The 22,878-nt window shown below is 56.9% G+C and carries 27 protein-coding genes and 1 pseudogene; 4 read left to right on the plus strand and 24 right to left on the minus strand.

Going from position 1 to position 22,878, the window contains the following annotated elements:
- Positions 1-73: 73 nt before the first annotated feature.
- The 24 genes and pseudogenes from FY034_RS00600 to FY034_RS00715 form a co-directional block, all read right to left on the minus strand.
- The gene (locus FY034_RS00600; protein WP_265552981.1) at positions 74-3,205 is read right to left on the minus strand and encodes a tetratricopeptide repeat protein; all 3,132 of its coding nucleotides are present in this window, start codon (positions 3,203-3,205) and stop codon (positions 74-76) included.
- 153 nt (positions 3,206-3,358) lie between these two features.
- Positions 3,359-3,892 (minus strand): hypothetical protein, encoded by a 534-nt coding sequence (locus tag FY034_RS00605; protein ID WP_265552983.1) that lies wholly within the window; start codon positions 3,890-3,892, stop codon positions 3,359-3,361.
- Between the two features lie 72 nt (positions 3,893-3,964).
- On the minus strand, positions 3,965-4,420 hold the full coding sequence (locus tag FY034_RS00610; RefSeq protein WP_265552986.1) for a hypothetical protein: 456 nt from the start codon (positions 4,418-4,420) through the stop codon (positions 3,965-3,967).
- 40 nt (positions 4,421-4,460) lie between these two features.
- Positions 4,461-4,859, minus strand: a complete 399-nt coding sequence (locus FY034_RS00615) for a hypothetical protein (protein ID WP_265552988.1) — start codon at positions 4,857-4,859, stop codon at positions 4,461-4,463.
- Positions 4,860-4,943: 84 nt separating this feature from the next.
- On the minus strand, positions 4,944-5,432 hold the full coding sequence (locus tag FY034_RS00620; RefSeq protein WP_265552990.1) for a hypothetical protein: 489 nt from the start codon (positions 5,430-5,432) through the stop codon (positions 4,944-4,946).
- 165 nt (positions 5,433-5,597) lie between these two features.
- Positions 5,598-6,446 (minus strand): restriction endonuclease, encoded by an 849-nt coding sequence (locus tag FY034_RS00625; RefSeq protein WP_265552992.1) that lies wholly within the window; start codon positions 6,444-6,446, stop codon positions 5,598-5,600.
- Positions 6,447-6,796: 350 nt separating this feature from the next.
- Positions 6,797-8,155, minus strand: a complete 1,359-nt coding sequence (gene yjjJ / locus FY034_RS00630; RefSeq protein WP_265552994.1) for a type II toxin-antitoxin system HipA family toxin YjjJ — start codon at positions 8,153-8,155, stop codon at positions 6,797-6,799.
- A 157-nt stretch (positions 8,156-8,312) separates the two neighbouring features.
- On the minus strand, positions 8,313-8,864 hold the full coding sequence (locus FY034_RS00635; protein ID WP_265552996.1) for a hypothetical protein: 552 nt from the start codon (positions 8,862-8,864) through the stop codon (positions 8,313-8,315).
- Positions 8,865-8,877: 13 nt separating this feature from the next.
- Complete coding sequence (locus tag FY034_RS00640; RefSeq protein ID WP_265552998.1) at positions 8,878-9,237, minus strand: nuclear transport factor 2 family protein; 360 nt, start codon at positions 9,235-9,237, stop codon at positions 8,878-8,880.
- 178 nt (positions 9,238-9,415) lie between these two features.
- Positions 9,416-10,204, minus strand: coding sequence for a class D beta-lactamase (gene blaOXA / locus FY034_RS00645; RefSeq protein ID WP_265553000.1), 789 nt, complete (start codon positions 10,202-10,204; stop codon positions 9,416-9,418).
- Positions 10,205-10,252: 48 nt separating this feature from the next.
- On the minus strand, positions 10,253-10,678 hold the full coding sequence (locus FY034_RS00650) for a cupin domain-containing protein (protein ID WP_265553002.1): 426 nt from the start codon (positions 10,676-10,678) through the stop codon (positions 10,253-10,255).
- Complete coding sequence (locus tag FY034_RS00655; protein WP_265553005.1) at positions 10,662-11,564, minus strand: 4Fe-4S ferredoxin; 903 nt, start codon at positions 11,562-11,564, stop codon at positions 10,662-10,664. Before FY034_RS00655 ends, FY034_RS00650 begins: the two co-directional genes overlap by 17 nt.
- Before the next feature lie 39 nt (positions 11,565-11,603).
- Positions 11,604-12,158 carry a nitroreductase family protein gene (locus FY034_RS00660; RefSeq protein ID WP_265553006.1) on the minus strand — a complete coding sequence of 185 codons (555 nt, stop codon included), beginning with the start codon at positions 12,156-12,158 and terminating at the stop codon, positions 11,604-11,606.
- Positions 12,159-12,187: 29 nt separating this feature from the next.
- The gene (locus tag FY034_RS00665; RefSeq protein ID WP_265553008.1) at positions 12,188-12,985 is read right to left on the minus strand and encodes a nitroreductase family protein; all 798 of its coding nucleotides are present in this window, start codon (positions 12,983-12,985) and stop codon (positions 12,188-12,190) included.
- Positions 12,982-13,335 (minus strand): NAD(P)H-dependent oxidoreductase, encoded by a 354-nt coding sequence (locus tag FY034_RS00670; RefSeq protein WP_265553010.1) that lies wholly within the window; start codon positions 13,333-13,335, stop codon positions 12,982-12,984. The genes FY034_RS00665 and FY034_RS00670 overlap by 4 nt, the downstream gene beginning before the upstream one ends.
- 98 nt (positions 13,336-13,433) lie before the next feature.
- Positions 13,434-13,568 (minus strand): annotated as a pseudogene (locus FY034_RS00675) (NAD(P)H-dependent oxidoreductase); the annotation flags it as partial.
- On the minus strand, positions 13,565-14,149 hold the full coding sequence (locus tag FY034_RS00680; RefSeq protein ID WP_265553012.1) for a flavin reductase family protein: 585 nt from the start codon (positions 14,147-14,149) through the stop codon (positions 13,565-13,567). The gene FY034_RS00680 and the pseudogene FY034_RS00675, both read right to left, overlap by 4 nt.
- 197 nt (positions 14,150-14,346) lie before the next feature.
- Positions 14,347-14,928, minus strand: a complete 582-nt coding sequence (locus FY034_RS00685) for a TetR/AcrR family transcriptional regulator (RefSeq protein ID WP_265553014.1) — start codon at positions 14,926-14,928, stop codon at positions 14,347-14,349.
- Positions 14,929-15,300: 372 nt separating this feature from the next.
- Positions 15,301-15,948, minus strand: coding sequence for a 2Fe-2S iron-sulfur cluster-binding protein (locus tag FY034_RS00690; protein ID WP_265553015.1), 648 nt, complete (start codon positions 15,946-15,948; stop codon positions 15,301-15,303).
- Positions 15,948-17,987, minus strand: coding sequence for an NADH-ubiquinone oxidoreductase-F iron-sulfur binding region domain-containing protein (locus FY034_RS00695; RefSeq protein ID WP_265553017.1), 2,040 nt, complete (start codon positions 17,985-17,987; stop codon positions 15,948-15,950). Before FY034_RS00695 ends, FY034_RS00690 begins: the two co-directional genes overlap by 1 nt.
- The gene (locus FY034_RS00700; RefSeq protein WP_265553019.1) at positions 17,968-18,459 is read right to left on the minus strand and encodes an NAD(P)H-dependent oxidoreductase subunit E; all 492 of its coding nucleotides are present in this window, start codon (positions 18,457-18,459) and stop codon (positions 17,968-17,970) included. Before FY034_RS00700 ends, FY034_RS00695 begins: the two co-directional genes overlap by 20 nt.
- Before the next feature lie 378 nt (positions 18,460-18,837).
- The gene (locus FY034_RS00705) at positions 18,838-19,557 is read right to left on the minus strand and encodes an LrgB family protein (RefSeq protein ID WP_265553020.1); all 720 of its coding nucleotides are present in this window, start codon (positions 19,555-19,557) and stop codon (positions 18,838-18,840) included.
- On the minus strand, positions 19,547-19,918 hold the full coding sequence (locus FY034_RS00710) for a CidA/LrgA family protein (RefSeq protein ID WP_265553022.1): 372 nt from the start codon (positions 19,916-19,918) through the stop codon (positions 19,547-19,549). The genes FY034_RS00705 and FY034_RS00710 overlap by 11 nt, the downstream gene beginning before the upstream one ends.
- Before the next feature lie 37 nt (positions 19,919-19,955).
- The gene (locus FY034_RS00715) at positions 19,956-20,357 is read right to left on the minus strand and encodes a PaaI family thioesterase (protein WP_265553024.1); all 402 of its coding nucleotides are present in this window, start codon (positions 20,355-20,357) and stop codon (positions 19,956-19,958) included.
- 203 nt (positions 20,358-20,560) lie between these two features.
- On the opposite strand from FY034_RS00715, the gene FY034_RS00720 reads away from it, so the two are divergent.
- The 4 genes from FY034_RS00720 (at position 20,561) to FY034_RS00735 (ending at position 22,807) form a co-directional block, all read left to right on the plus strand.
- Positions 20,561-21,034, plus strand: coding sequence for a permease (locus tag FY034_RS00720; protein ID WP_265553026.1), 474 nt, complete (start codon positions 20,561-20,563; stop codon positions 21,032-21,034).
- Positions 21,034-21,567, plus strand: coding sequence for a permease (locus tag FY034_RS00725; protein WP_265553028.1), 534 nt, complete (start codon positions 21,034-21,036; stop codon positions 21,565-21,567). The genes FY034_RS00720 and FY034_RS00725 overlap by 1 nt, the downstream gene beginning before the upstream one ends.
- Before the next feature lie 22 nt (positions 21,568-21,589).
- Entirely contained in the window at positions 21,590-21,934 is a 345-nt protein-coding gene (locus tag FY034_RS00730) for a PadR family transcriptional regulator (RefSeq protein ID WP_265553030.1), read from the plus strand.
- 90 nt (positions 21,935-22,024) lie between these two features.
- Entirely contained in the window at positions 22,025-22,807 is a 783-nt protein-coding gene (locus FY034_RS00735) for a hypothetical protein (RefSeq protein ID WP_265553032.1), read from the plus strand.
- The last annotated feature ends 71 nt before the right edge of the window (positions 22,808-22,878 follow it).

Genomic DNA, 22,878 nt, shown 5'->3' on the forward strand with positions numbered 1-22,878 from the left:
CGGACAGAGGGAAAGCCGGGGACAGGCCGCTTCACAACAGAGCTGGACGAAAAGCAGCTCACCCTTTCAGTCATTATAAATCGAACCCAAAAACATTCTGTCCGGCAGCGCGGAGCAGTTTTTGCACGAACTTGTTTTTGACCACCGCATCCCCCGGCTCGGGCACATCAATGCTATTGCCAAACAGCGCACGTTTCGTTTCCAGCATTTCTGCGTTACCGCCAAATTTCTTGGTAAGCTCTTCCAGCTCCTGTTTGCTGGCAGGCAGGATAAACAGGTTCTTGATGGGTGCCCCTCGTTCCGGGCTCATCTTCTGGTAAATCATCCAGAGCCCTTTGACATCGGTTATCTCACCATGTTTCAGGTTGCTGTGCCGGTTCAGCGGGTCGAGCTGCACCATCCGCAGGGCGATCTGATCCATCTCCACCTGGCTGAGGAAGACGTCGTTGCGCAGTTTGTAGGCCTCCTTCCAGGCATCGAGATAGTCCGGATCGAGGTCGGCAGCTTTGCGGAAATGGGTATAGGCGTCGGCCTTGCGCCCCTGAGCCTCGCGCAACTGTCCCAGCAGATAATGTATCTGCGGTTTGTTCGGCGCCGCCTTTGCCGCCCCGGTCAGCACCTCTTCGGCTATGCTGACGCTCTGCTGATGCGTAAAGACCCCCTCGCAGCCAAAACAGAAATGGGCCACCTGGCCGAACTGCTCCGGCATCCGCTCGAACGCGATTTCATAATGTTTCTTTGCGCCGGCCAGATCGCCGATGGAGGCCAGGCGCTCGGCAAGTCGCCACTGTACGCAATAGGCGTCAGCAAACAGTTCCGATGCCTGTGCATACACCTGCAGGCTTTTGCGCAGCAGGCCGGCCTCGGTCAGCTTATCACCCGTTTCGGCCAGCTGCACCGACTGGACAACTCGATCGAAGAAGGCAGCATCGTCCGATTTCCCCTTGGCCTTGAGAATCTCACCCAGTACCGCATAGCCGCGGGCACGGTCGCCAGGCGGTTCTTCGCCATCGGTGGGGTCAATTTTCAGTGCCTGACGTACAGCAGCCTCAGCCTCGTCCAACCTGCCTTCCCTTTTCAGCAGCACCGCCTTCCAGATCAGGGGGCGCTCCTCAAAGCGGTCCCGTAGCTGCAACCGGTCAAGCCAGGGAATAACCGAAGAACCAAGCATTGCGGTGAGGGTCTCGTAGGCGGCATCGTCATCCGGTTTGGTCAGCAGGTACCACTTGAGTATGGCGGTCGATTCGGCAGTGCGCCCGCTCTTGTACAGGGCCCTGGCAGCGATGGGGGCCAGTGAAGGCTTGTTTTCGTGCATGTTAATAAGATCGGTCGCACCCCACCAGCGTGATTTTTCCAGCAAGACAAGGACATCGTCAAAGCGGCCCGCTTTGTCATACAACTGGGCCAGACGGGTAAGCTGAGCAGTGATGAAGCCGCTGGCCAGGGCCATATCCTTCGCAATTGGGTTTGCGCTGAGCTCCGGTGCGTTCAGTATGAACAGCGTCGTGGCAATGATTATCTGTTCTGCCTTGGCAAGCTGGCCGGCGTTTTCATACTCCTCGACCAGTGACTCCAGGGCTTGGCGTCCCTCCCAGGTTGCCATGTCGGTCATACGGAGTTGTAAGCCGCCGCTTTGCAGCAGGGCCATCACCTGTTCCTCTCCCACGGCGGTCAAGTCCGGCCGGGACAGGAGCTTGGCGATGGAGATCAGCCGGGCTGCCATACTGAGCTTTACCCGTGCTATGGCCTGCCTGGCCTGCGGGGTTTCCTTGCTCTCGTCGGCCGTGACGATTGCGCGCAGCAGTCCCAACGCCTCTTCAGTGCGGTCCATGGCCAAAAGAAAGTCTACCTTGCGCGACTGCACGACCAACCGGGTTCCAAGGCTGTTATTCGGTTTCTGAGCGGCAGCATCAAGAATGGCAACCAGCTTGGCCGCTTCGCTGTCATTACTGACGACCACGCCACATTGCTTCCACAGCGGCAGCTCAGGCCGATCTGTCAATATGCTGCTGCACCACCGGTTCAATCTCTGCGCATGACGGTTCTTGTCGAAAGAGTGCCAGCGCCGTCCGAACTCGGATGCCTCGAATTCATTCGCCTCCATCCGTTTGCTCAACTCCACCGCATCAGCAATCCGGTCCTTGGCGATCAGACCCAGCAGGTAAAGGATCTTTGCGCTGGTGCGGGGGGTATCCCTTTCCTGGAACCGGTATTCGTGTTCAACAGTCTGGAACATCTCCGGCACTGTCTTCTCTTTGTTTCCCTTTTCAGGGAAACGGGTGTTGATGGCCTCATACAGCTCCGTATCGTTCAGGCTGGTCACCAACTCCCATTGCGGGTCGGTGAGCAGGTCAACGCGCTTCGTTGCCAACCGCTTGGCAAGATCGAGGGTCCTGCCACCCGACGGTACCCGCAGAGATACCCCCGGTATCGTCATCGCCTTGAGGATTACCTCTTCGGCCCGTTTCTCCCCGGCCATACCGACCAGATCGGGTATCTGTACCTTGATCTGGCCCTTCGGCCGTTCTCCACGCAGCGATTGCAGATACGCCTCGAAGCTCTCGACCGTTGGCGCCCCCGATTTTCCGACATCGGGACGCTGCAGATCATCACGCAGTTCCGACAGGTTCAGGCCGAACGGGTTATTGTTCGCCATGGCCAGGGCAGCTTTCAACTCAATCAGCCCCTGATCGAGAGCGGGCTTGTCTTTGGTCAGGTAGGCCATCAGAACGCGCAGGACGGTATCCTGGGTGGCGTTGCCGGATGGAGGCACCGCAGCCAGGCGGTTCTTGAGGGTCTCCCAGGCCTCCGGGGAGGGGATGGAGCTAATCAGAGCTGTCAGTGACGGGGTCTTGGCATCGGGCGGGGCAAACGGGTTCAAGGCGTTTAGCTTCATCGACTCGGGCGGCAACAACTTGAAGCGTTCATAGAGCTTCAGCCAACGATCGACAGCAACATCGACGGCAAGCCTTGCGCGCTCTGCCTTGAAACGTTCCAGATCCCCCATGAACAGCTCTGCCTCGTTTTGGGCAGAGTCGTTCTTCTTCTCCACGGCTCCGGCTGCCTTGCCGATACGGGTCAGCGCCTCGCCGGCACCGATAAGATCGTCGGCAAATGATGGCATTGATACGGCCCAGAACGCCGTACATACAACAGCTGCCAGGATGCTGCCAGAACGCCTGCGTGTGGGAACAATACGACTCATCGTAACCCTCCTTGGGTGAGAGGTAAAATGGGGATCTTACGTCTCATTGTAGTTGTGGTCGTTTTTCTTGCACTTTGTTTAACGGTGCCAGCTCTTGAGCTGCCGGGCGGCCTTATCGCTTGGTCTCGGCCTGAGCGCCAGGTTGAACGCTCGCTATTTTTCCTCTTTTTCAAGCAACATAGACGATGGGTTTAGCCGGCGTCCTGTAGCAAGGCAAAAAACAGCCTCATCCTCCCGCCCAAGCCCTCTCAATATTGAAGCTTTTCGAGAAAAAGCGTCGTCAATTTCCTCTTCTCGTGACACCCAACATTTCCCGTCTTCCAGCATTTTTATTGCTGTATTCAAGGATTTTATTGCATTTTCATGCTCGCCTTTTCGTTCCCAGTAATCTCCTAGATCGATATAGGCAGGGATACAGTCTAAGTCCATCTCAAGCGCCTGTTCGTAACAGGCACGCGCTGTTTCAAATAGCTTTTCGGACTCCATCTCTTCAACGGCACCGGACAGGCCCCAGAGGTCAAGCAGATTCCCCTTGTAGAGAATGGCACCGATGTACTTTGGATAAACCTCGATTAGACGGTCAAGTACGCTCAATGCTCCCTCGTACTCACCTGACAACCCAAGCCGACCCGCGAGTTCCATTTGTTTTTTCGTCAGCAATTCTATAGTCATATTCTTGTTGTTCAACGGGACCGGTGGCTCACCAACGCGTCAGCGCCTGTATGCCGTCTTGTTAGGTATCAGACCTCCCACTCTCGGCTACGATAGATAAATCGCAATTTCGGGAATCTTCTTCTTTGCGGTGGCTACAATTGAATCGTTTCCGAATAGGAATGACAAATGTTCATGGGCCACTGATCCAAACAAAGGACAGCACTCCTTATTATAAAAAGCTAAATCCTCGGGGTAGTCTGGAGCGAGCCAGTCATATACAGACGTGACAGTTCGAAGCACTTTTATTGTGTCATTTGTTATTCGGTAAAACCTGATTGTCTCTTCTGGAGGGGCACAGATCTTAGTGCCCGGCCATTCATTTGTCAGTTCTTCTTTAATCAGGTATGGCCTTAACCTCTTCTCCACCTCTTGGGCGGTGGCGGCAAACGAGAAACCCTTCCGCCATATCAGTGAAAATGAGGATGCTTCTACTTTCGCCCACTCCAAAAGAAGGTAGTAACTTTCATTCTTAAAATCTGAATCGATTTCATAAAATTTCATTTTTCATCCACCTAACGGTGTTGCCGCTGAGTCGCAAGCGTCAGCGAGATGGCTCTAGTAGTGTGTTATGCGCTATATTTCTGGAGTAAATTCTGCCGACAACTCCCCCTGCAACGACGGATGCAAGAATGACAAAAGGTGAGAATAGAAGAGCTCCTTCCGCAGCCTCACCTTCACCTTTCATGCTTACAAACAGAATAGCCACAGCCATCATTCCAATAATGCTCGTCATCAGCACGCCAATTAAATATGGATGGGAAATTTCCTTCTTTCGAATTTTGCTCACTAGCTTCATGGCCGTCCATCCAACAATGGAAAATCCTCCGATTAAAAGAAGAAAGTACAAAGCAAGTTCAGTCGACCCGGAGAACGACATTACGCCGGACACGGCACCAAAGATAATCAATGCGATAATGATGCTTTTATAAATTTTCGTCATTTTTCTTTCGCATAACGGGGCAGCGGGTGACCCGTCCGGGTGGCCTTTTCGCCCGGTCGGTGTCCACCGTCCTTGTTAGATCAATCACTTCTTTCGTGTATAGATTCCGGTAAACCATGTGTGCCATTGCTTTTGAAGAATTATACCGTCTGGAGTTTTCCTCTCTGAACAACCTTTAGCCATTGGCTCATGTGTGTTTGCATCAATAGTCCAATATTCTTCCGAATTATGTACCAGACCATTAAATTGAACTTGGAGCTGAACACCGCCCAAAAGAGCTAAGGCGCAACTAACAAACATAATGGTCTTTCTGTCAACAAGCAGAATCAAGCCCATAACACATAAAGCAGTAAGTTCGAATTGCCCAAACGGCTCCGCGATCTCGATGCACATCTTTTGACGGATTGCAAAAGCAAAGAAAAAAAGAGCGAATACCGCTCCTCCGATTGCCGAGGGGATCTTTACTTTCCAAGCAATATTCTTAATAGGCTTAGTTCTAAAGAAATAGATTGTCACTACTGTGACAACGGCCATTAAGATCATGCTGATCGCGTTGATGTTATCGGGTTTCATCTTTTTCCTTCATGATCTAACTCGTTATTGAGCGGTTCACGCGCGCGTGCGCGTGAACCGCTCATCCCGCCAAATGGAACATTTATCCTGCAGCCATTCACGGCTTCGTGCCATATGGCTCCATAGCTCCTGTGCTCTTGGCTGTAACTGCCGCCTGCAAGGATGCTAGTACCTACTCTGATTCGCACACTCTTCCAATGACCGAATACCGTTACACTTTGGAAATACGGCACACCCCCAGAACTCCTTACCTGCATTGCTGCCTTGGCGTGCAAGCCGCTTCTTCATCTGCCCACCACACTTGGGGCAGGCAGGGGCCAAGGCTTTTATCTCCTGTTGGTTGACCGAAGGCGCAGGCGATAGGCGTACCCTGTCAATCAGGCTCTTCAGTTGAGGGCCGTCAATCAACTCAAGGTTAAGTCCTTGAGCAAACTTTATTGCCTCATCGGTATACACGCCAGAGGTCACAAAGTAGCCGCCGGTTGCGCCATTTGCAGCCATGACACCGTAAAACTCACGCACCGGCTGAACTCCAACCTTGTAGGCCTTCCACTGTTTGCACTGCACCAGATGCTTTTCGCTGTTTTTGCGTACTACAAGGTCGATGCCGCCGTCAGGGCCATTGCCGCCTGCCCGGCTCACCTGAAAACCGGCACGTTGGAAGTGCTCGGCAACCAATTGCTCAAAATCGCCCCAGCTCATCTGATTGAGCGCAGTTGCATCAGCTGCTGCTGCCGCTTTCTCATAGAGCCTTTTTTGGCGCAGTGCGTTTATGCCGGAAATCAGCGCAGCCAGTCCAAAGCCAAAAGGCAGGATGTATTGAGCAAGCATGGCAAGGGATGCCAGCATGCCTTTTACCACCATCTCACCCACTGTGGCTGATGTGAGCGGACGGCCGGCAAGCTGGTGCAGCACGGCATAGGAAACCAGCGCCAATACGATCCCGACCCACCAGGGGAGCCTGCTGGTCACCAGTACTAACTCTTCAAATGGGCTTGTCTTCTGTCTGGGCATAACGTTTCTTCATCTCATTGGCTGGCATTGGTATATCTGTGACCTGACTCCAGCTCCTGCTGCAAAAAATTATGGTTTTAAACAGCAGGTATATTGATAGGTTACAAGAAAACTGTAAAATTTCTTTACACCTTGAAAAAACGAAAAACCCGCCTTTTGGGCGGGTTTGGGTGTCAGCATATACGCTGTATGGAAGGCCGGTTGGGCATGGGCTTTCCTCTGTGATGTAATGGTTGGCTATCTAGTAGCGCAACTGGCGGATGCTTGTCCAGTTAAAACAGCCTGATAGGGTCACAGCCCTCGATCATCCTATTGTGTTCATATTTCCACTCCATTGCAAAATCAGCCTGTTACAGCAGGCGTGGCGCAGTCTTCAGGCGCTCCAGCGTTGCCAGGTTTTCAACGCAGATCCGGCGGAACGGTTCAGAGATGCGTGTATCAACACGTACGCGATTCCAGAACTGGCAGGCGCACTCAAACGCCGCAACCCATTCCTGATGAGCGCCGGGCACCGCAGCAGGCGGCGTAAAATTACGGACTGGTGCTGCGCCATCCATGGGGCGGTACAGCATCGGCAGTAGATCATAGGCCGGTGCAAGGGAGAACCGCTTGCTGCCGTCTGCCATAATCAGGGAAACATTGCCAAAATGTTGATCATTATTGGCAATCAGGCTGCTAAAGACCGATAACCAGCGCAACGCTGAGGCATCCTGTGCTGAGAGCCTGCCATCCTTTTCCATCCGATTGGCGGCATTCACCCAGTTGTCCTGATAGCCATAAAATTCATTATCCACAGCACGCAGTGAGATAATCGGCAGACGACCGTGCAGGCCGGTCCGGTCAAAGCGAAGTACCTCCAGAAACAGACGTCCGCCCGCCTCCAGAACCATGCTTTGTGCAGCAGCAATGCCTGTCTGTTGCGTGATCTGCAGCGCATGGTGTTCACACACCAGCAGGTCTGCCCAGCGCCTGCCCTCTTCACTGGCCACAGGTGGAGAAAACTTGACCAGTACGTTTTGCACCATGCCGCCCTGCTCAATGGTGGCGGTAAACTTAGGCTGTTCGCCCCCTGCCGATGATCCAACAGGCTGCCCTTCCATCGCCTCTTGGGCCAGCCGGGGATACCGTTCTGTCCTGGCTGCTGCCGGTATGGTGCCAGCTGCTTCCTGAATCATGCGGAAATAGCGTTCCAGTGATTCCTGACCAACTACCAGATTACCCATGGTGTCTTCACCACGGCGAACAAGAGCCATCAACGCATGGTCTTCTTGCCAGTCATTGCTGCGGGGCGGCAGACCCAGTTCTTGATGACAGTTGCGCACAAAGGCCCGGCCAACAAAACCTTCCGGGTGCAGGTCAGCCAGAAACCAGGGCAGGCTTTTGAAGAGTTGCTCACGGCCATCCTGCGGTTGCCAGAGAAAATCGCTCTGGGCCACGCAGTAGAGCGTTCCCAAAAGGCGTGCATTACCCTCGGCATCAATGGCATAGACCGGGAAGTTGCCCCCCAACCCACGCAGATCACGCAATCTGCTGTAACGGCGTGCGCGGGCCTTGCCGATTGCCAGCACACGGTCATCCAGCTGCGTAAGCAGGCGTGAGATAACCGGCTGGCTGAAGCCGAAACGCTGCTGTATCTCCGGTGCGGAGTAGACGCCGGTGGCCAGAAAGGCAAGCAGTCGTTCCTGATTGTCCATGGTGTTGGGTTGCATACTTAAAATCCTGTATATGAATAGATACTGAATAAATAATTTATAGATAGTGTATAGATTATTTATAATTTAATCAATAAGCTAGGCGCTTAGGTATGATTTATTTGCGAATAGATAGTTTGATTGATTTGAAGGGTGCTGAACAGGAGGTTGAAGCTTAGGCGGGCTGCCTGGACCGCCTGACAGAGCGTACCAGCATGGGGGCCAGAAACATTATGCCAAGCACGATCAGCATGGTGGTGTCAGGGTCGCGAATATACCTGTTCAGGCGCAGCGTTGTGATCGCAATAACGGCAAAGTAGAGCATGTCTCCGGCAATGGCAAAGGCCCAGCCGGCAATAAACCCGTGTCCTGCTGCCAGTGCCGAGGCGCGGCCGGTCATGGGATCAACACCAAAGGCGATCATGACCAGTGCAAAGGGACCGGCGCCGGTACCGCTGAACTGCGCTGTGCTGCGCGCCATGGCAGCCTTGAAGGCTGCGCTGAAGCGTGCCAGAAACGGGACCTTTCCGAACAGCATTGCGAGCATCCGCAGGATCGGTTCAAAGACAATGGCCAGCATCAGATCGGAGACCAGATAGATCCCGGCGGTGATGGGCCAGGCCAGGCCTTTGGCCTGGGCAAGCATGACACCGGCAGGGATTCCGCCGCCGACCGGGATAATGAACAGCTTCAGTACACCAAGCATGCCGGGTGCGGATGGGGTCATGGTGTAAACAGCCTTATACCCCGTAATGGGCAAAGGCCTTGATTACCTTGCCGTCCGGGCCGAAGTGAAATACCTCGGCAGCCAGCCGGTCCAGTGCGCCGCGGTAGTAGAGGGTAATGCTGCTGACCCCGGCAAGTACGGTGATCAGTTCAAACTGCAGATCCGGCAGCAGTTGCAGGGCCTGGCTCCAGTAGGCCCCCACCGCCTGCTTGCCCACCAGTCTGCCGGATGGTTCACCCACAATCTGGGCAATCACCGGCGAGTGCATCTCAAAGTCATCGGCATAGTGGCTGAGCACCTGCTCCAGATCGTGGCTGTTCCAGGCGGCAATCCATGCATTGGCAAAGCTGTGTGCAAAGGCCTGATCAATCATCGCGTCCTCCGTTGCTTGGAACCTGTTGGACTTAGGAAATCATAGCGAAAATTTGACTGGGCGAGGGCAGATTTTGACATTTTTGAAGGTCAATAGTTGTTCTATTAACCGAGAAAACGGCGAAATATGAACCGTCCTGGCAAATTTGCAGTAGATTTATCCTAAGTCCGACAGATTCCTAGATAATCCCTTTCAGCTTCAGCGCCTCCAGCACCACCTGCTGACGGTAGGCTGCCTCTGTTGGTTTGGTTATAGCCATGTTCAGGGCAAAGAACCAGACCTCTGTGCCGGTTTCAAGATAGCCCACGTACCAGCCGATTTGCGGCGTAATCTTTTCTCCGTAACCTGCCCAGCCGGTCTTGGCGTACAGGCGGTAGCCGGGCTTTTCCTCCACCAGCATAATCCTGGCCAGCGCATCATAGGATGCCGCCTTGAACGGCAGTTCATGCCTGTAGAGCTTTTTCAGGAACGCGATCTGCTGTTGTGCGCTGATCCGTAGATCGCCGGACAACCAGAAGCTGGTCAGCTCCGGCCCGGATAGGGCATTGCCGTAGTCGATCTTTTTCAGCCATTGCCGGTAGCGGGCGGTACCGATCCGTTGTGCCAGATCCTGATAACACCAGACGCAGGAGTTTTTGAAGGCGCTGGCCAGGGTCTGATCCCGGTTACAGGCTGGCACCCCTTTGTCTTTGCCGTCCCAGAGAAATACCGTATCCGGCCTGGCAGCCCCGACTTCCAGCGCAATCAGGGTGTTGGGGATCTTGAAGGTGGAGGCGGGCAAAAGCGGTGTGTTGGCGCGGGCCTCGTCATGGATGTAGCTGCGGGAGCCATCGCGGTTTGTCAGCACCAGGGTCCCCTGCAGTGCGCGGTCACTGAACAGTCTGGCAAGTGCGGCATCGCTGCAGACGGCCGGGCTTACTGAAAGGAACAGCACGGCAGATAGACAGAGTAAAAGTAACCGGCTCACAGGCATCCTCGCAACCAACATGATAATCAGCGCATGCAGCATACCATATTACTTCTGCATCCACGATGCCTTGGTGTCGTGACGTTTGCCATCCTCCAGGGTGGCCTGACTCAAGCTGCCGGCCTCGGTCTGGATGCAGATGAAGTACAGGTCTTCATCCCCGGCCTTCCAGCCCCGTTCTCCCTCCGGTGCCACCCGGACCAGGCTGCCCTCCTGGAGCGGGAATTCATCGCCATCCACATAGAACATGCCGCTGCCCCGCAGCACGATGTACAGCTCTTCGTTCTTCTTGTGACTATGGATGAACGGCATATATTTACCGGCAGGCAGGCGGTTGAGGGAGACCTCGCAGCCGGTCAGGCCCAGTTCCCTGCCGATGAAGTATTTGCCATGAAAGCCCATGAAATCCTTGTTCAGCAGCTCTTCAAACGGTCCGATATGTTCTGCGCTGTAGTTTTTAGCCTTGGTTGTCATCGCTTTTTCCTTTCCACTGCTGGATCTGGTTGGTCAGTGCAGCCGGTACGTTCGCCTCACAGGGGATCTTGACCTGACACAGGCCGCAGGGGGTGGCGCCGGTGCCGTAGGTTGTCGTTGCATAGGGGGTGGTTGTCTCACGGATGTAGGTGAAACAGGCCTGTTTATCATGCCCGTTGGCTGTGGTGATGGCATCAACCGGACAACGTTTGGCGCAGGCGCCGCAGCTGCCTTTGGCATACCAGAGGCACCAGGCATGATGATCATCACCGTATGCCCGTGGGGTAACCGGCAGGTTGATGCGCGACACCACCGAACCGAAGCGAACGGCCTTGCCCCAGCGGGTGATCAGGGCATCTGAAAGGCCAAAGGTGCCGTGTCCGGCAACGAAGGCCACATGCCGCTCTGACCAGTTGGAGGCCAGACCAAAACGTTCCGACTGGCGGTAGGCAAAGCCGGGCAACCGCTCCGGCGCCACAGCCGGGTAGCCTGCCTGGGTGAGTGCGGCTGCCAGGTGCAGACGCAGTTCGCAGTTGAACTCTTCTCCATGAAAACGTGAGCGGGCCCAGCGTTCAGCCGGTACAGTGGTTTCCTGACGCTGATCAGCACGGGTTTCCGGTGTCTGCGGCAGGATATAGCTGATTACCCGCAGCTCTTCAGCGGCCACCGGCGCTTCGGGAAATGCCAGGGCATAGGCCTCTTGCGGGGTCCAGAGAAAGGAGCCGATCAGCTCTTTGTTGCGCAGAAACAGGGGATCGTCTCCCCGCGCTATCGCCAGCTGTGGTTCCAGCCAAGCCTTTTCACCGCTTGCAAGGTGCAGGCTGTTACTGGGGTGCGATGCCCAGAAGCTGCGAATGATCTCTTCAATCTGTATGACTGAATCCATACATCCCTCTCACTACCTGTCTGACCAAGAAACGAAGGATTACCATGTTCCGTAATGCACAAACTCAGCAAGCGGCTTGCGGGGTGGGCCTCCCTTGGCCTCAGTGGCCGGGTAACCCAGGGGAAACAGGCCCACAATCCGGGTCTGGGGCGGAATCCCCAGCAGGCCTTTGAGCTGCTCCTCATCAAACACCCCCACAAAGACCGTGCCCAGCCCCAGGTCATGGGCAGCCAGCATCAGGTTCTGGCTGGCAATCCCCAGGTCGGCCATAAAGTACTGCTCACCGCGCAGGTCGCCGGACTGTTGCGGATCAGCACAGGCCACCAGCACGATCGGCGCCTGGGCCAGCCCTTTCTGGGCCGGGTTGCTCTTGTAACCATAGGTGCTGAAGAACGATTCCACAAACGACAGCTCGCTGATGCTGGCGCGCAGCTGTTGGTCCTGCACCACCACCAGGCTCCAGCACTGCTTGTTTGACCAGGAGGGGGCCTGTTGCACCGCCTCCAGCACCGCCTGCAGCTTTTCCGGTTCAACCGGCTGATCGGAAAATTTGCGGATACTTCTGCGGGTCTTGATCGCTTCCAGGGTTTCCATAGACTGCCTCCTTTAGGGGTGTCGTAATCTTAACGCCAGGTGACCCGCGCTGCCTGGCGCGGCGGGATACGGTGATAGCGGTAGCGGGGCAGACCGTACATCAGCGCCCCGGTGACGCTATGGCCTTCCGGGATCCCCAGGGCCTCCCGCAGGGGCTGGTGCCCCGCTGCTGCCCGCATCAGAAAGCCGGCCCAGCAGGTGCCGATGCCGCGTGCGCAGGCTGCCAGCTCAAACTGGGTCAGGGCAATGGTGCTGTCCACGGTGCTCCAGCCCCAGTCGTCCGGCGCGTGGATTACCAGCAGATGGGGCGCACTGCGCAGGAACGGGTCCTTGCCCTGGTCCCACATGGTGATGTAATGGGCATAGCGTGGTTCAACGATCTGCCGCAGGTACTCGGCCACCAGGCCGGCCAGTTTCCTGACCTCAGCCGGGTTCTGGATCACCAGCCACTCAACCGGCTGGCGGTTGACAGCCGAGGGGGCCCAGCGGGCAATCTCGATCGCCTCCCTGACCAAGGCCTGCGGCACCGGCTCGGCCTTGAACTCCCGGACCGAACGCCGGGCCTGCAGCAGCTGGTTCAGGGCTGTCAGATCAAGCTGCAGACTGCTGTCCAGCAGGGCTGCCTCGTGCAGCGGCAGCTCTTCGTGCTGCAGCGCATCATATCCACAGACCGCCACACAGTGGCCGCACCTGATACAGCGCTGCTCACCGTCTGCATGGAACTGCGGGAAGCCCTCCGGGTCGTTCTCAAACAGCCCTGCCGGGCAGACCGCGCTGCAGGCGCCATCCCGCCGGCAGCGGCCATGATCAATGCTGACAAGGCTCATGCTTGCCTCCCAGGTGCGTTCATGAGCTGGCGCGCCACAGCCTCGGCCTGCTGCAGGACCTGATCAGGCACGGCATCCACAGAGGCCGGTCCGATGCCGCAGGCCCGGATCAGGCTGGTCTCCGTGAAACCCATCCATTTCAGGAAAAAGTCGTAGCGTGGGAAGATATCTCCGAACATCGCCTCTTCAGGCTGCCCCTGGGTCTGGATAAAGACCAGTTTTTTGGAAGAAAGCCGGCTGGGCTGCGGATTGGTGATGTAGTCCGGCACCAGATAGGAGTAGCTGCGATCAACAAACCCCTTGAGCTGCATGGTGATGTCGCCGTAATAGACCGGCGAGGCCAGCACCACGGCATCTGCATTCTGTACTGCGGCCAGCCCTCGGTCAGGTCGTCGTTCAAGACGCAGTCTTCGCGCCCTTGTTTGCAGGCATAGCAGGCCTGGCAGCCACGATAGGTCAGGCGGTTCAGTTCAAAGGTCTGGGTCTCGGCCCCCAGTTCAGTGGCGGTCTTCAGCAGATGCCGGGCAATGGTGGCGCTGTTGCCGTTGCTGCGGGGGCTGCCCAGCAGGGTTACGATTTTCATGGTTGTTCCTCCGTTGTGATGGTTTTACCGATCTCCCAGGCCGTGCCAAGGTAGTCACCCAGGCCGAAATAGCGGCGGTGGGCTGCATCCCAGATGAACGGCTTGACCTTGGTGATATCCGGGTAGCCCTTGGCACCCAGCACGGTTTCGTCGGCCTTGATATCCACGATCTCCCCCACAAACTGGGTGTGCAGGCCGATTTCCAGGGTGTGCAGCAGGCGGCATTCAATCACCAGCGGTGCCTCACTCACGTAGGGGGCATCCACCAGTTCGCTCTTGACCGGGGTCCAGGTGCAGGCGCCGAATTTGTCCGTATCGCGGCCCGAGGCGATCCCGCAGAAGTCCGCCTGTGCCACCTGCTCTGCCGAAGGGATGCTGACGGTAAAGGCCTTGCGGGCCTCAATGGCGGCATAGCTGTGGGTGGCCTTGCGCAGGGAGACCGTCACGCAGGGCGGAGTAGAACAGCAGATGCCGCCCCAGGCGATGGTCATGATGTTGGGTTTGTTGTCGGCATCATAGCTGCCCACCAGCCAGACCGGGGTCGGCATGGCCAGGGTTTTTGCTCCCACTGATTGTTTCATTGTTTTCCTCCTCAGATATGTAGGCCGCTTCCATTTCAAGGCGCTCTCTTCGTTGGCTCGTCGTCGGCTCCTCGATGTACTGCGTGTACACCTGCGTCGCCGAACTCCTCGCCGCCTTGAGATCATCCTTGAACTGAAACCGGCAGCAGCGCACCGGCAAATTAGACCGGTCGTCTAGTCAAAGGGTAAAAAATTTATCAGCTCAAGGTCTGGGAAAACAGGATCTGGATAAAGTCCTGCAGCGGCTGCGGCGATTTCATCACCTTGGCCCGCAGGATCGCCCCTTCCCAGCCGGACAGGATAAAGGAGGCCATGAGCTCGCACTCGCAATCGGCCCGCAGGCTGCCCGACTGTTGGGCCTCCTGCAGGCAGGCGGCAAACAGCTGCTTCCAGTCGGCAAAGATCTCATCCAGCCGGGCACGGAAACGCTCGTTCTGATCCGCCATCTCCTGGCCCAGGTTGCCGATCAGGCAACCTTTGCTGCACTGGTTGCGGCTGAACCGTTCCAGGGAACCCTCCAGCAGGGTGCGGATACGTCCCAGGGGCGGCATTGTCGTGTCCTGCAGCAAGGCGGTCATGCGCTGGCTGTAGTAGTCGGCAAAGACGTCCATCACTGCCAGGCCGAATTCCTCCTTGCTCTTGAAGTAGTGGTAGAAGGAGCCCTTGGGTACTCCGGCCTCTTTCAGCACCATCTCGATGCCGGTGGCGTTGTAGCCCTGGCGGGAGATCAGCTCGGTACCGATTTTGATGATATCGCTGCGGGTGTCTTTCTTTTCCATGGAAAGCAAAATAGACCGGTCGGTCTAATTAAGCAACCACTTTTTTTGATCTGTGGTACAGGGTGGTCAGCTCTTCGTTTTTAGTGCAGGAGCCGTTTATCTGTCATCATTCATGAGGTCTGTATGCGTGAACGTTTGATCAACAGGATCTGCTGTTTTGTGCGGGAAGATCAGGGTAACCGTCTCCACGGCTGTGATCAGCCTTGTTTTACCAGCCGCTGTCCTGTCGGCACCATTACGAAGGCGGGCCATGGTAAACAAGGGTGCGGTGCGAGCAGCAGGTTCCGGGTTAGGGGGTAGGGTCCTGCAGTGGTAGTCAATTAGTGGGGGTGCCCGAATGGCAGGTGGGATTTATAGCTGATTGGAGGAACTTCAGGATGGTTCTAGCGCACGATATAGGCGTGCGCTGAAGGTGTTGCTTCCATTTCCACGGATATAGCCGGTGGGGCAGACAAGGCTGCAGGCACGGCAGCCGCCGCAGCCGTCGTGATCGTGCGGGCCGGCAACGTAGCTGACTGCAAGGTTTCTGCCTCTACCAAGAAACGTCAGTTTATGGCGGCCAATTTTGGCGCACAGAGCGATGCAGCAGCCGCACAGAATACACCCTGCCGGCATGGCGCGCTGCAGATCACCCTGCTCATGCTGATCAGCTGTTTCCCTGCCGGAATTCCAGTCAAGCGGTGCCGCTGCCACGAGTTCCTTGAGTAGCTGTCCAACCGCTTGGTTGCTGAACGGTCCCCGTTCCAGTAGCAGACGGGCCACTAATGCACGCTGTTCCCGAAGTGCCGGGGAGTCAGTCCGGATAACCAGGCCGTCTGAGCAGGGCAGCCTGCAGGCATGGTGCGTCTGCCAGCCGGCCCCGCACAACTGCTCGACAATGCACAGACTGCAACGTCCCTGGTAGCCCGTATGCGGCTGGTAACAAAGTGACGGCAGCTCGATTCCCTGTTCCCGGAGTACCTGCAGCAGCACCGTTCCAGCGCGGCCGACCAGCTGTTTTCCGTCAACGGTCATCACCATCAGGTATCCTCCCCAGAGACCGCCACGATTGCGCCGTGAGGACAACTGTCAAGACACAAACGGCAGCGGGTGCACTGTGCATGGTCAAAGCGATAGCGTTCCGGGCCCCGGCCGGGATCCAGCTGTATGGCGCGTTGCGGACAGAGTTCATAGCAGATCTGGTTGTCGGTACAGCGTGAGGGAACAATCTTCAGCCGGATCAGGGCACTGCAATATGCTGCCGGGCACTCGCCCCGTGCGTGCTGCTCGTATTCCTGCCGGAAAAACCGTAGCGTTGTAAACACCGGATGCACGGCAGAGCGCCCCAGGCCGCACAAAGACAGGTTGCAGATGGCATGGCTGAGTTGCTCAATAGCCGAAACTGTAGCGTCGTTTCCCCGGTGTTCTGTCAGGTCGTGCAGCAGCTGTTCGAGCCGCGCCAGCCCATCACGGCAGATCAGGCAACGTCCGCAGGATTCATCGGCCATAAAGCCGACCATATGCTGTACCAGATCAACCAGACAGCAGGCGTTGTTCAGCACCACCAAGCCGCCTGAGCCGATCATACCCCCAAGCGCGGCCATCGTTTCATAATCAAGATTAAAGCTGCCGTAGGGGACGATCCCCCCGGACGGTCCGCCGATCTGGATTGCTTTGATCGGGTCCGGGGGGGCACCTCCGATTTTTTCAATAACCGTCGTCACCCCAATCCCTAAAGGAACTTCAACGAAACCGCTCCGGCTGACATCACCGGTAAGGCAGAAAATTTTGGTTCCAGGGCTTGCTGCGGTCCCTGCCTCACGGTATCTGGCGGAACCATGTGTCATTATCCAGGGCACATTTGCAAAGGTTTCTATGTTGTTGATCACGGTAGGGTGACCATTGAGGCCAGCCTCAGCCGGATACGGTGGACGACGGCTCGGCTCGCCCCGTTTCCCTTCCATAACGCTGAGCAGGGCCGTTTCCTCACCACAGACAAAGGCACCGGCATTTGTTGTAATGCCGATTTCCAACGAGAAATCGCTGCCCAGGATGTTATTGCCCAAGAGCCCGGCTGCGCGGGCTGAGGTAATGGCATGCCGCATGCGACGGATTGCCAGGGGGTACTCATGCCTGATAAAGATATGCGCCTGCTGTACCCGGATGGCATAGGCCGCCAGCATGATACCTTCAAGCACACGGTGCGGATCGCTTTCCATCAGCGTACGGTCCATGTACGCGCCGGGATCTCCCTCATCCGCATTGGCTATAACGATTTTTGTGCTGCTGCCGGTTTTGGCAGCCATTTCCCACTTGGCGCCGGTGGGAAACCCGCCGCCGCCACGCCCGCGTAAGCCTGAAGCCGCTATTTCTGCTATGAGATCAGCGGGCTGCTGTTCAAGCAGCGCCTTGGCTGCGGCAAAGTAACCACCGGTAGCGATGTATTCAGCAAGGTTTTCAGGGTCGATCAAGCCGCAGTTGCCGCTGATAAGCCGGCGCTGGCAGGCAAAAAAATCTGCCAGATCATGATTAATCACCTTCTCTACGAGCAAGTCGTCAAAACTGGTCAAAAAGCCCGGTTCCCGCTCGCGGAGTACCAGCCAGGCACCTTTTTGCAGGCGTTGCTCCTTGGCAGTGTGAATGATCGGCCAGGTACCGCTTTTATCTACTTTGCCAAAGAGATAGTGCCGTCCATCAGGTGTCCTGACATCGACCAGGGGTTCGCAAAAACAGGCGCCAATGCAGCCGACCTTGCGGACAACCGTATGGTTGGCAAAATCATGGCGAGCAGACAGCACCGCAGCACGTTCCCCGGCCCCTGCCGCCAGTCCGCAGGTGGCAGCACCGATACCGATGCGTGACATGCTTCCGGGGCAAAGCAGCTCATGTCCCTTGGCAGCCAGATCAGCAAGTAGATCGGGAATATCCGTCAGCCCCTGTCGGCTTGTAAGAAAATCTACGATTGGAGCCCTTTCGGGCGCCGGTTCAGTCCATGCCTCCGACAGCATCCGGCCGTCAATCTGGAGTCCGGCTGTTATCCCGCCCTTGAGAGCTGTTGGATCAATCGCTGGGGCTATCATTACGCTGCAACTCCTCTAGCCTTGCCGTTACCTGCAGCGGCTTTATCTTCCCCTCGAGGACCCCATTGACGCTGAGAACCGGGGCCAGGCTGCATGCCCCGACACAGGGCACTTTGCTGATGGTGACAAAGCCGTCTTCTGAGGTTCCGTCTGCGTCCAGCTGCATGGTTTCTTTCAACCGCGTAAATACTTTTTCTGACCCGCGTGCATAGCACGCAGTACCACAGCAGACCGCAATCTGGTTTCTTCCGACAGGGCGTGTCCGCAACCCACTAAAAAAACTTACTAAACCGTAAAGATTGGCAAGCGGTATGCCAAACTGTCTCGATACATCATGCAGGCTTTGTTCTGGGAGATAGCCATAGTGCTCTTGAATGGTGTTCAGCACATTTACGACTTGCCGGTCTGTTCCGGCCAGCGCCTGAAAAACCTGCTCGATCTCTCCAACCTGCCCATTTTCAAAGGTAGTCATTTTCTGGATTCCTTTAACAGCAGCCATTCCGGTTGTACCCATATTGATTGGCTGTAGTTTGTCGTGGTCCCGTTTCCTAGCTTTTTAGTCATAATAGGCGTGCTGGCGAATTTTTTAAAGGCCTGAATGGGGAAAAACTTGGGGCACGGCAAAAGAAAGGGAGCAGCCACTGCCGTGAGCGGCTTGGACACTAGCACAGACCTTGTCCCTGCTACGCAGCAAAGGCCTGCCACGAGTCAGCGACATGTGCCGCACAATACGTTCGTGCCCAAGGCACTACCAAGGGCTCCGACCGGACCGCTTGCGGCCTCTGTCAGACCACGGCCCCCGGCGAGCAGCAGATCCCGCTGTCCCGTGCTGAGTGAGGCTGACAGGCCGTCAGCGCAGCAGGCTGATCAGCAGCGGCAGCAGCAGTGCCGTAAGCAGGCCGTTCAAGGCCATTGCCAGTGCCGAAAAGGCGCCGGTCACCCGGCTTTTGTGCATGGCATGGGCGGTGCCGATCCCGTGGGAGGCGATCCCGAAGGCCATGCCGCGGGCTGTCTCGTCATGCACCTTCATCCAGTTGAGCACCAGATCGCCGATCACAACGCCGGTGATGCCGGTCAGCACCACCGCAACCGCGGTCAGGGCAGGCAGGCCGCCGATCTGCTCGGAGATCCCCATGGCAATCGGTGTGGTGACCGACTTGGGGGAGAGGGTTAACAGCAGTATCCGCTCACCCCCCAGCAGCCAGGCGATCCCGACTGCGCTGAGTATGGCGGCCAGTGAACCGGCAAACAGGGCGACGATGATCGGCACAAAGGTCTTGCGGATCACGGCAACCTCCCGGTAGAGCGGAATTGCCAGGGCAACCGTGGCCGGTCCCAGCAGGAAGTGGATGAACTGAGCCCCGCGAAAATAGGTCTGGTAGTTGGTACCACTCAGCTTCAGCAACAGGACCAATACCAGGACTGCGGTCAGCACCGGATTGAGGAGCTGGCTGCAGCCGCAGCGCTGGAAACACCAGGTCCCCAGCTGATAAGCCAGCAGGGTCACGGTCAGCCACAACAGCGGGCTGGTGGACAGGTAACACCAGAGTTGTACCATATCACTGTTCATGGGGTGCCTCCTGCTGATCCGGCCTGGCGCGGCGGTTTGCCAGTTGCATCACCAGACCGGTCACGGCAATGGTTACGCCGGTCCCGATGATAATGGCCCCGGCCAGGGGCGCCCATGAACGTGCCAGCAGGTCAAGGCTGGTGATAACGCCGACTCCGGCAGGCACAAACAGCAGCGGCAGATAACGGTGCAGAAGACCGGCTACGTTTTCAAGCTCCGGGGACATGGTGCCCCGCAGCATCAGTCCGCTGAAGAGGATAACCATACCGATCACCGGGCCGGGTACCGGCAGCCTGGCTGCCTTGGCAATGATTTCACCCGCCAGTTGGCACAGCAGAATTATGGTCAGATGGCCGAGCATAGCTGTTTCCTTTCAAATCAAAAGTTGATCCGCCAACTCACGCCAGCAGCATCAATCCAATCACACCATGGGCAACCAGCCTGGCATCCTGATTGGTGATCTCCACCCTGACACTGGCGGTTCTGCGCCCCAGATGCAGCAGCTCCGAGCGGGCCGTCAGGGTGTCGCCGAGGGCTGCCGGGCGGATGTAGGTGACGTTCAGGCTGGTGGTGGTGCAGGCAGTGCCGGAAGGGAGCAGCGGACGGGGGAAGAAGGCGGCCGTATCCACCAGGGTGGCCAGCAGGCCGCCATGGGCACCCCCCAAGTAGTTGCGGTGCAGCTCGCTGACCGTTACCTGCATGATGGCGTGGCGGTCGCCGATCTCATGCAGCTGTATGCCAAGGGTCTGAAGGAAGGGAATCCGGTTGCCCGATTCCAGTGTGGCAGGTTCTATGGCCATGGCTGCACCTCTGTCCTGATCGCTCTACGTCGAGGCTATCATAGCCTGTCGGCGGTCTCTTGCAACAGGATATTCTGGTCTCGGGGCAGGTTTGTGACGCTTGCTGCCTCAGCAGGAGATTCCCGTTGACTGGGAATTGGAAACATCATACTGTAATTAACACTATGATGTGGTTAACACCAAAGGTGCGGAAAGGGACAACGATGATGTCAGCAACACTCTATGGGATGACAGCAGTGGCGCTGCTGCTGTCATGGTGGTTTGACCGGGAGAAGACCCATCGGGCGCTGAAGATCGGGGCCAAGTCGCTACATGTATTGCTGCCGAAGATCCTGGGGATGATTGCCCTGGTGGGACTGGTGCTGGCCCTGGTGCCACCCGGGCTGATAACCAAGCTGTTCAGCTTCCGTGGCATCGGCGGCTTTGTGCTGGTTGCCGCCATCGGCGCAATCATCACCATGCCGGCCCCGATCGCCTTTCCGCTGGTCGGGTCTCTGCTCAGGCTGGGCGCGGCTCCGGCCACCCTGGCTACCTTTGTGACCACCCTGACCATGGTGGGCATCATCACCGCGCCGATTGAGATCTCCTATTTCGGCAGACGTTTCACCCTGATCCGCCAGAGTTTAAGCTTTGTCACCGCGGTTATTATCGGGCTGTTGATGGGGGTATTCCTGTAATGAAAACGCATCTTGCAAGCTATCGTCTCTTTCTGGCCGTGCTGGGTATCAACCTGCTGCTGCTGCTCTGGCAGCCGGCCCTGGCCCGCCACTCGGCAGTCAACTCCCTCAGCTTCCTGCTGGAGGTACTCTCGATCGTGCCGCCGGTCATGATCTTGATGGGACTGCTGGATGTCTGGGTGCCCCGCAGGCTGGTGGAGGCCCATCTGGGACCCGATGCCGGACTGCTTGGCGCCGGGGTTGCCGTCCTGTTGGGAACGGCTGCGGCCGGACCGCTCTACGCCGCCTTTCCGGTTGCCATCTCGCTTCAGAAAAAGGGGGCGCGGCTGGCCAATATCGTTATCTTTCTGGGAACCTGGGCCACCATCAAGATCCCGATGATCATGATGGAAAGCAGCTTCATCGGGCTGCGTTTTGCCCTGCTGCGGCTGCTGTTCACCATCCCCTGCATCCTGCTGGCCGGATACCTGATGGAGCGGGTGATTCCCCTTGAGAGTCTGCCGGACAACACGGACAACGCAGCCAAGGCCTGATGGGCCAGAAAGGAGAACAGGGATGCCACCCAAACGCAAACAGCAGTATCGCCATATACCGGCCTTTATCCTGCTGGCGCTGGCTGAAGGGCCAATCCACGGCGGTGCGATCCATACGGTCCTGACTGAACGGATGCCGCTTTATAAGCCTGACACCAGCGTAATCTACCGTACCCTCCAGCAACTGGAGCAGGATGGCGAGGTGGTTTCGGAGTGGGATACCAGCAAGAGCGGACCGGCCAGGAAACGCTACCAGCTGACCGGTGCCGGCTGGAAGAAGCTTGAGTATTGGCGTGAAGATATCGAGATGCGGATTGCGAACCTGCAGTATTTTCTGACCACCTATCAGGCCATGGTGAAAGGCTGAGACATTTTTAGCTGGTTGGTTGTAAATTGTGTATCCCGCCGGCAATTCTGCCGATACAAGTACTGTGACGATTTTTGGGGGGATCTGCAGATGGAACTCACCGCCCTGCTGAAACAGTACAATCTGCCGCTTACCAGCAATGAGCGGGCACTGGTCAATGGCCTGAAAAGCAACAGCAGCTCACGTCCGGACGAGTATTACGAGCAGCAGCTGAAGCGGCTGGCTGATGCACGGGAGGCCCTGAAACGGCTGCCGGACAAGAAAACATCCGACCGCCAGAAAAAATCGGAAAAGATCAAGATGCTGAAGGAACGTCTGAAGATGCTGAAACAGATGATCCCGTTCATGAGCCCTTCGGCAGCCAAATCATTGAAGGCGGAACTGAAGCAGATCGCCTCCCAGATCGCCTCGCTCAAGGATGATGGCGGCAGTGGCGGTGCCCAGTTCAGTGGCGGCTCCGATTCAGCAGCCGGCTCGACGGTTGCGGCAACAGGTGCTGCAGGCACGAGCGCGGAAGCTGACACCGCCGCCGCTGAAACCACGCTGGCGAGCAGTGCTGCGGAGGGCGTGGAGAACACGGAAGCAGGTGAAAAAACAGCTGAAGCAGCGGGTGAGTCAAAGGATACGGAGACCACCAACGCAGCCACCAGCTATCAGGAACAGGCCAACCAGAGCAAGGCGGAAAGTGCTGCCAACCGAGCGGAAAAGGAAGAACTGGAGAAGCTGAAACAGCTTTACCAGGCAGTGAAAAACATGCTTGAGCGCAAGCTGCAGAGGCCGGATGACCCCGGTACCCAGGCGGCCTTGCAGATACAGGCCTACCAGGCCGCGTCCGAGGTCCTCAGCAGCGGGGCGGTCAGTGTTAAGGGCTGAGCATCCTGCCGGCAGGTGCGGTATCAAACAAAACGTTGCTTGACGAAAGGCGGTTGGAGGGGTATGACTCC

Source organism: Trichlorobacter lovleyi (assembly GCF_015239775.1).
Lineage (GTDB): Bacteria > Desulfobacterota > Desulfuromonadia > Geobacterales > Pseudopelobacteraceae > Trichlorobacter > Trichlorobacter lovleyi_B.

What these genes read in the sequence shown, in the direction of transcription:
- FY034_RS00660 (WP_265553006.1), bottom strand. Translation starts at nt 12,158, where the DNA reads ATGGAAACCCTGGAAGCGATCAAGACCCGCAGAAGTATCCGCAAATTT.
- FY034_RS00735 (WP_265553032.1), top strand. Translation starts at nt 22,025, where the DNA reads ATGGAACTCACCGCCCTGCTGAAACAGTACAATCTGCCGCTTACCAGC.
- yjjJ (WP_265552994.1), bottom strand. Translation starts at nt 8,155, where the DNA reads ATGCAACCCAACACCATGGACAATCAGGAACGACTGCTTGCCTTTCTG.
- FY034_RS00615 (WP_265552988.1), bottom strand. Translation starts at nt 4,859, where the DNA reads ATGACGAAAATTTATAAAAGCATCATTATCGCATTGATTATCTTTGGT.
- FY034_RS00690 (WP_265553015.1), bottom strand. Translation starts at nt 15,948, where the DNA reads ATGGTGATGACCGTTGACGGAAAACAGCTGGTCGGCCGCGCTGGAACG.
- FY034_RS00710 (WP_265553022.1), bottom strand. Translation starts at nt 19,918, where the DNA reads ATGCTCGGCCATCTGACCATAATTCTGCTGTGCCAACTGGCGGGTGAA.
- FY034_RS00655 (WP_265553005.1), bottom strand. Translation starts at nt 11,564, where the DNA reads ATGGATTCAGTCATACAGATTGAAGAGATCATTCGCAGCTTCTGGGCA.
- FY034_RS00640 (WP_265552998.1), bottom strand. Translation starts at nt 9,237, where the DNA reads ATGATTGATCAGGCCTTTGCACACAGCTTTGCCAATGCATGGATTGCC.
- FY034_RS00620 (WP_265552990.1), bottom strand. Translation starts at nt 5,432, where the DNA reads ATGAAACCCGATAACATCAACGCGATCAGCATGATCTTAATGGCCGTT.
- FY034_RS00625 (WP_265552992.1), bottom strand. Translation starts at nt 6,446, where the DNA reads ATGCCCAGACAGAAGACAAGCCCATTTGAAGAGTTAGTACTGGTGACC.
- FY034_RS00610 (WP_265552986.1), bottom strand. Translation starts at nt 4,420, where the DNA reads ATGAAATTTTATGAAATCGATTCAGATTTTAAGAATGAAAGTTACTAC.
- FY034_RS00695 (WP_265553017.1), bottom strand. Translation starts at nt 17,987, where the DNA reads ATGATAGCCCCAGCGATTGATCCAACAGCTCTCAAGGGCGGGATAACA.
- FY034_RS00730 (WP_265553030.1), top strand. Translation starts at nt 21,590, where the DNA reads ATGCCACCCAAACGCAAACAGCAGTATCGCCATATACCGGCCTTTATC.
- FY034_RS00720 (WP_265553026.1), top strand. Translation starts at nt 20,561, where the DNA reads ATGATGTCAGCAACACTCTATGGGATGACAGCAGTGGCGCTGCTGCTG.
- FY034_RS00705 (WP_265553020.1), bottom strand. Translation starts at nt 19,557, where the DNA reads ATGAACAGTGATATGGTACAACTCTGGTGTTACCTGTCCACCAGCCCG.
- FY034_RS00680 (WP_265553012.1), bottom strand. Translation starts at nt 14,149, where the DNA reads ATGAAACAATCAGTGGGAGCAAAAACCCTGGCCATGCCGACCCCGGTC.
- FY034_RS00635 (WP_265552996.1), bottom strand. Translation starts at nt 8,864, where the DNA reads ATGACCCCATCCGCACCCGGCATGCTTGGTGTACTGAAGCTGTTCATT.
- FY034_RS00600 (WP_265552981.1), bottom strand. Translation starts at nt 3,205, where the DNA reads ATGAGTCGTATTGTTCCCACACGCAGGCGTTCTGGCAGCATCCTGGCA.
- FY034_RS00665 (WP_265553008.1), bottom strand. Translation starts at nt 12,985, where the DNA reads ATGAGCCTTGTCAGCATTGATCATGGCCGCTGCCGGCGGGATGGCGCC.
- FY034_RS00700 (WP_265553019.1), bottom strand. Translation starts at nt 18,459, where the DNA reads ATGACTACCTTTGAAAATGGGCAGGTTGGAGAGATCGAGCAGGTTTTT.
- FY034_RS00650 (WP_265553002.1), bottom strand. Translation starts at nt 10,678, where the DNA reads ATGACAACCAAGGCTAAAAACTACAGCGCAGAACATATCGGACCGTTT.
- FY034_RS00715 (WP_265553024.1), bottom strand. Translation starts at nt 20,357, where the DNA reads ATGGCCATAGAACCTGCCACACTGGAATCGGGCAACCGGATTCCCTTC.
- FY034_RS00725 (WP_265553028.1), top strand. Translation starts at nt 21,034, where the DNA reads ATGAAAACGCATCTTGCAAGCTATCGTCTCTTTCTGGCCGTGCTGGGT.
- FY034_RS00685 (WP_265553014.1), bottom strand. Translation starts at nt 14,928, where the DNA reads ATGGAAAAGAAAGACACCCGCAGCGATATCATCAAAATCGGTACCGAG.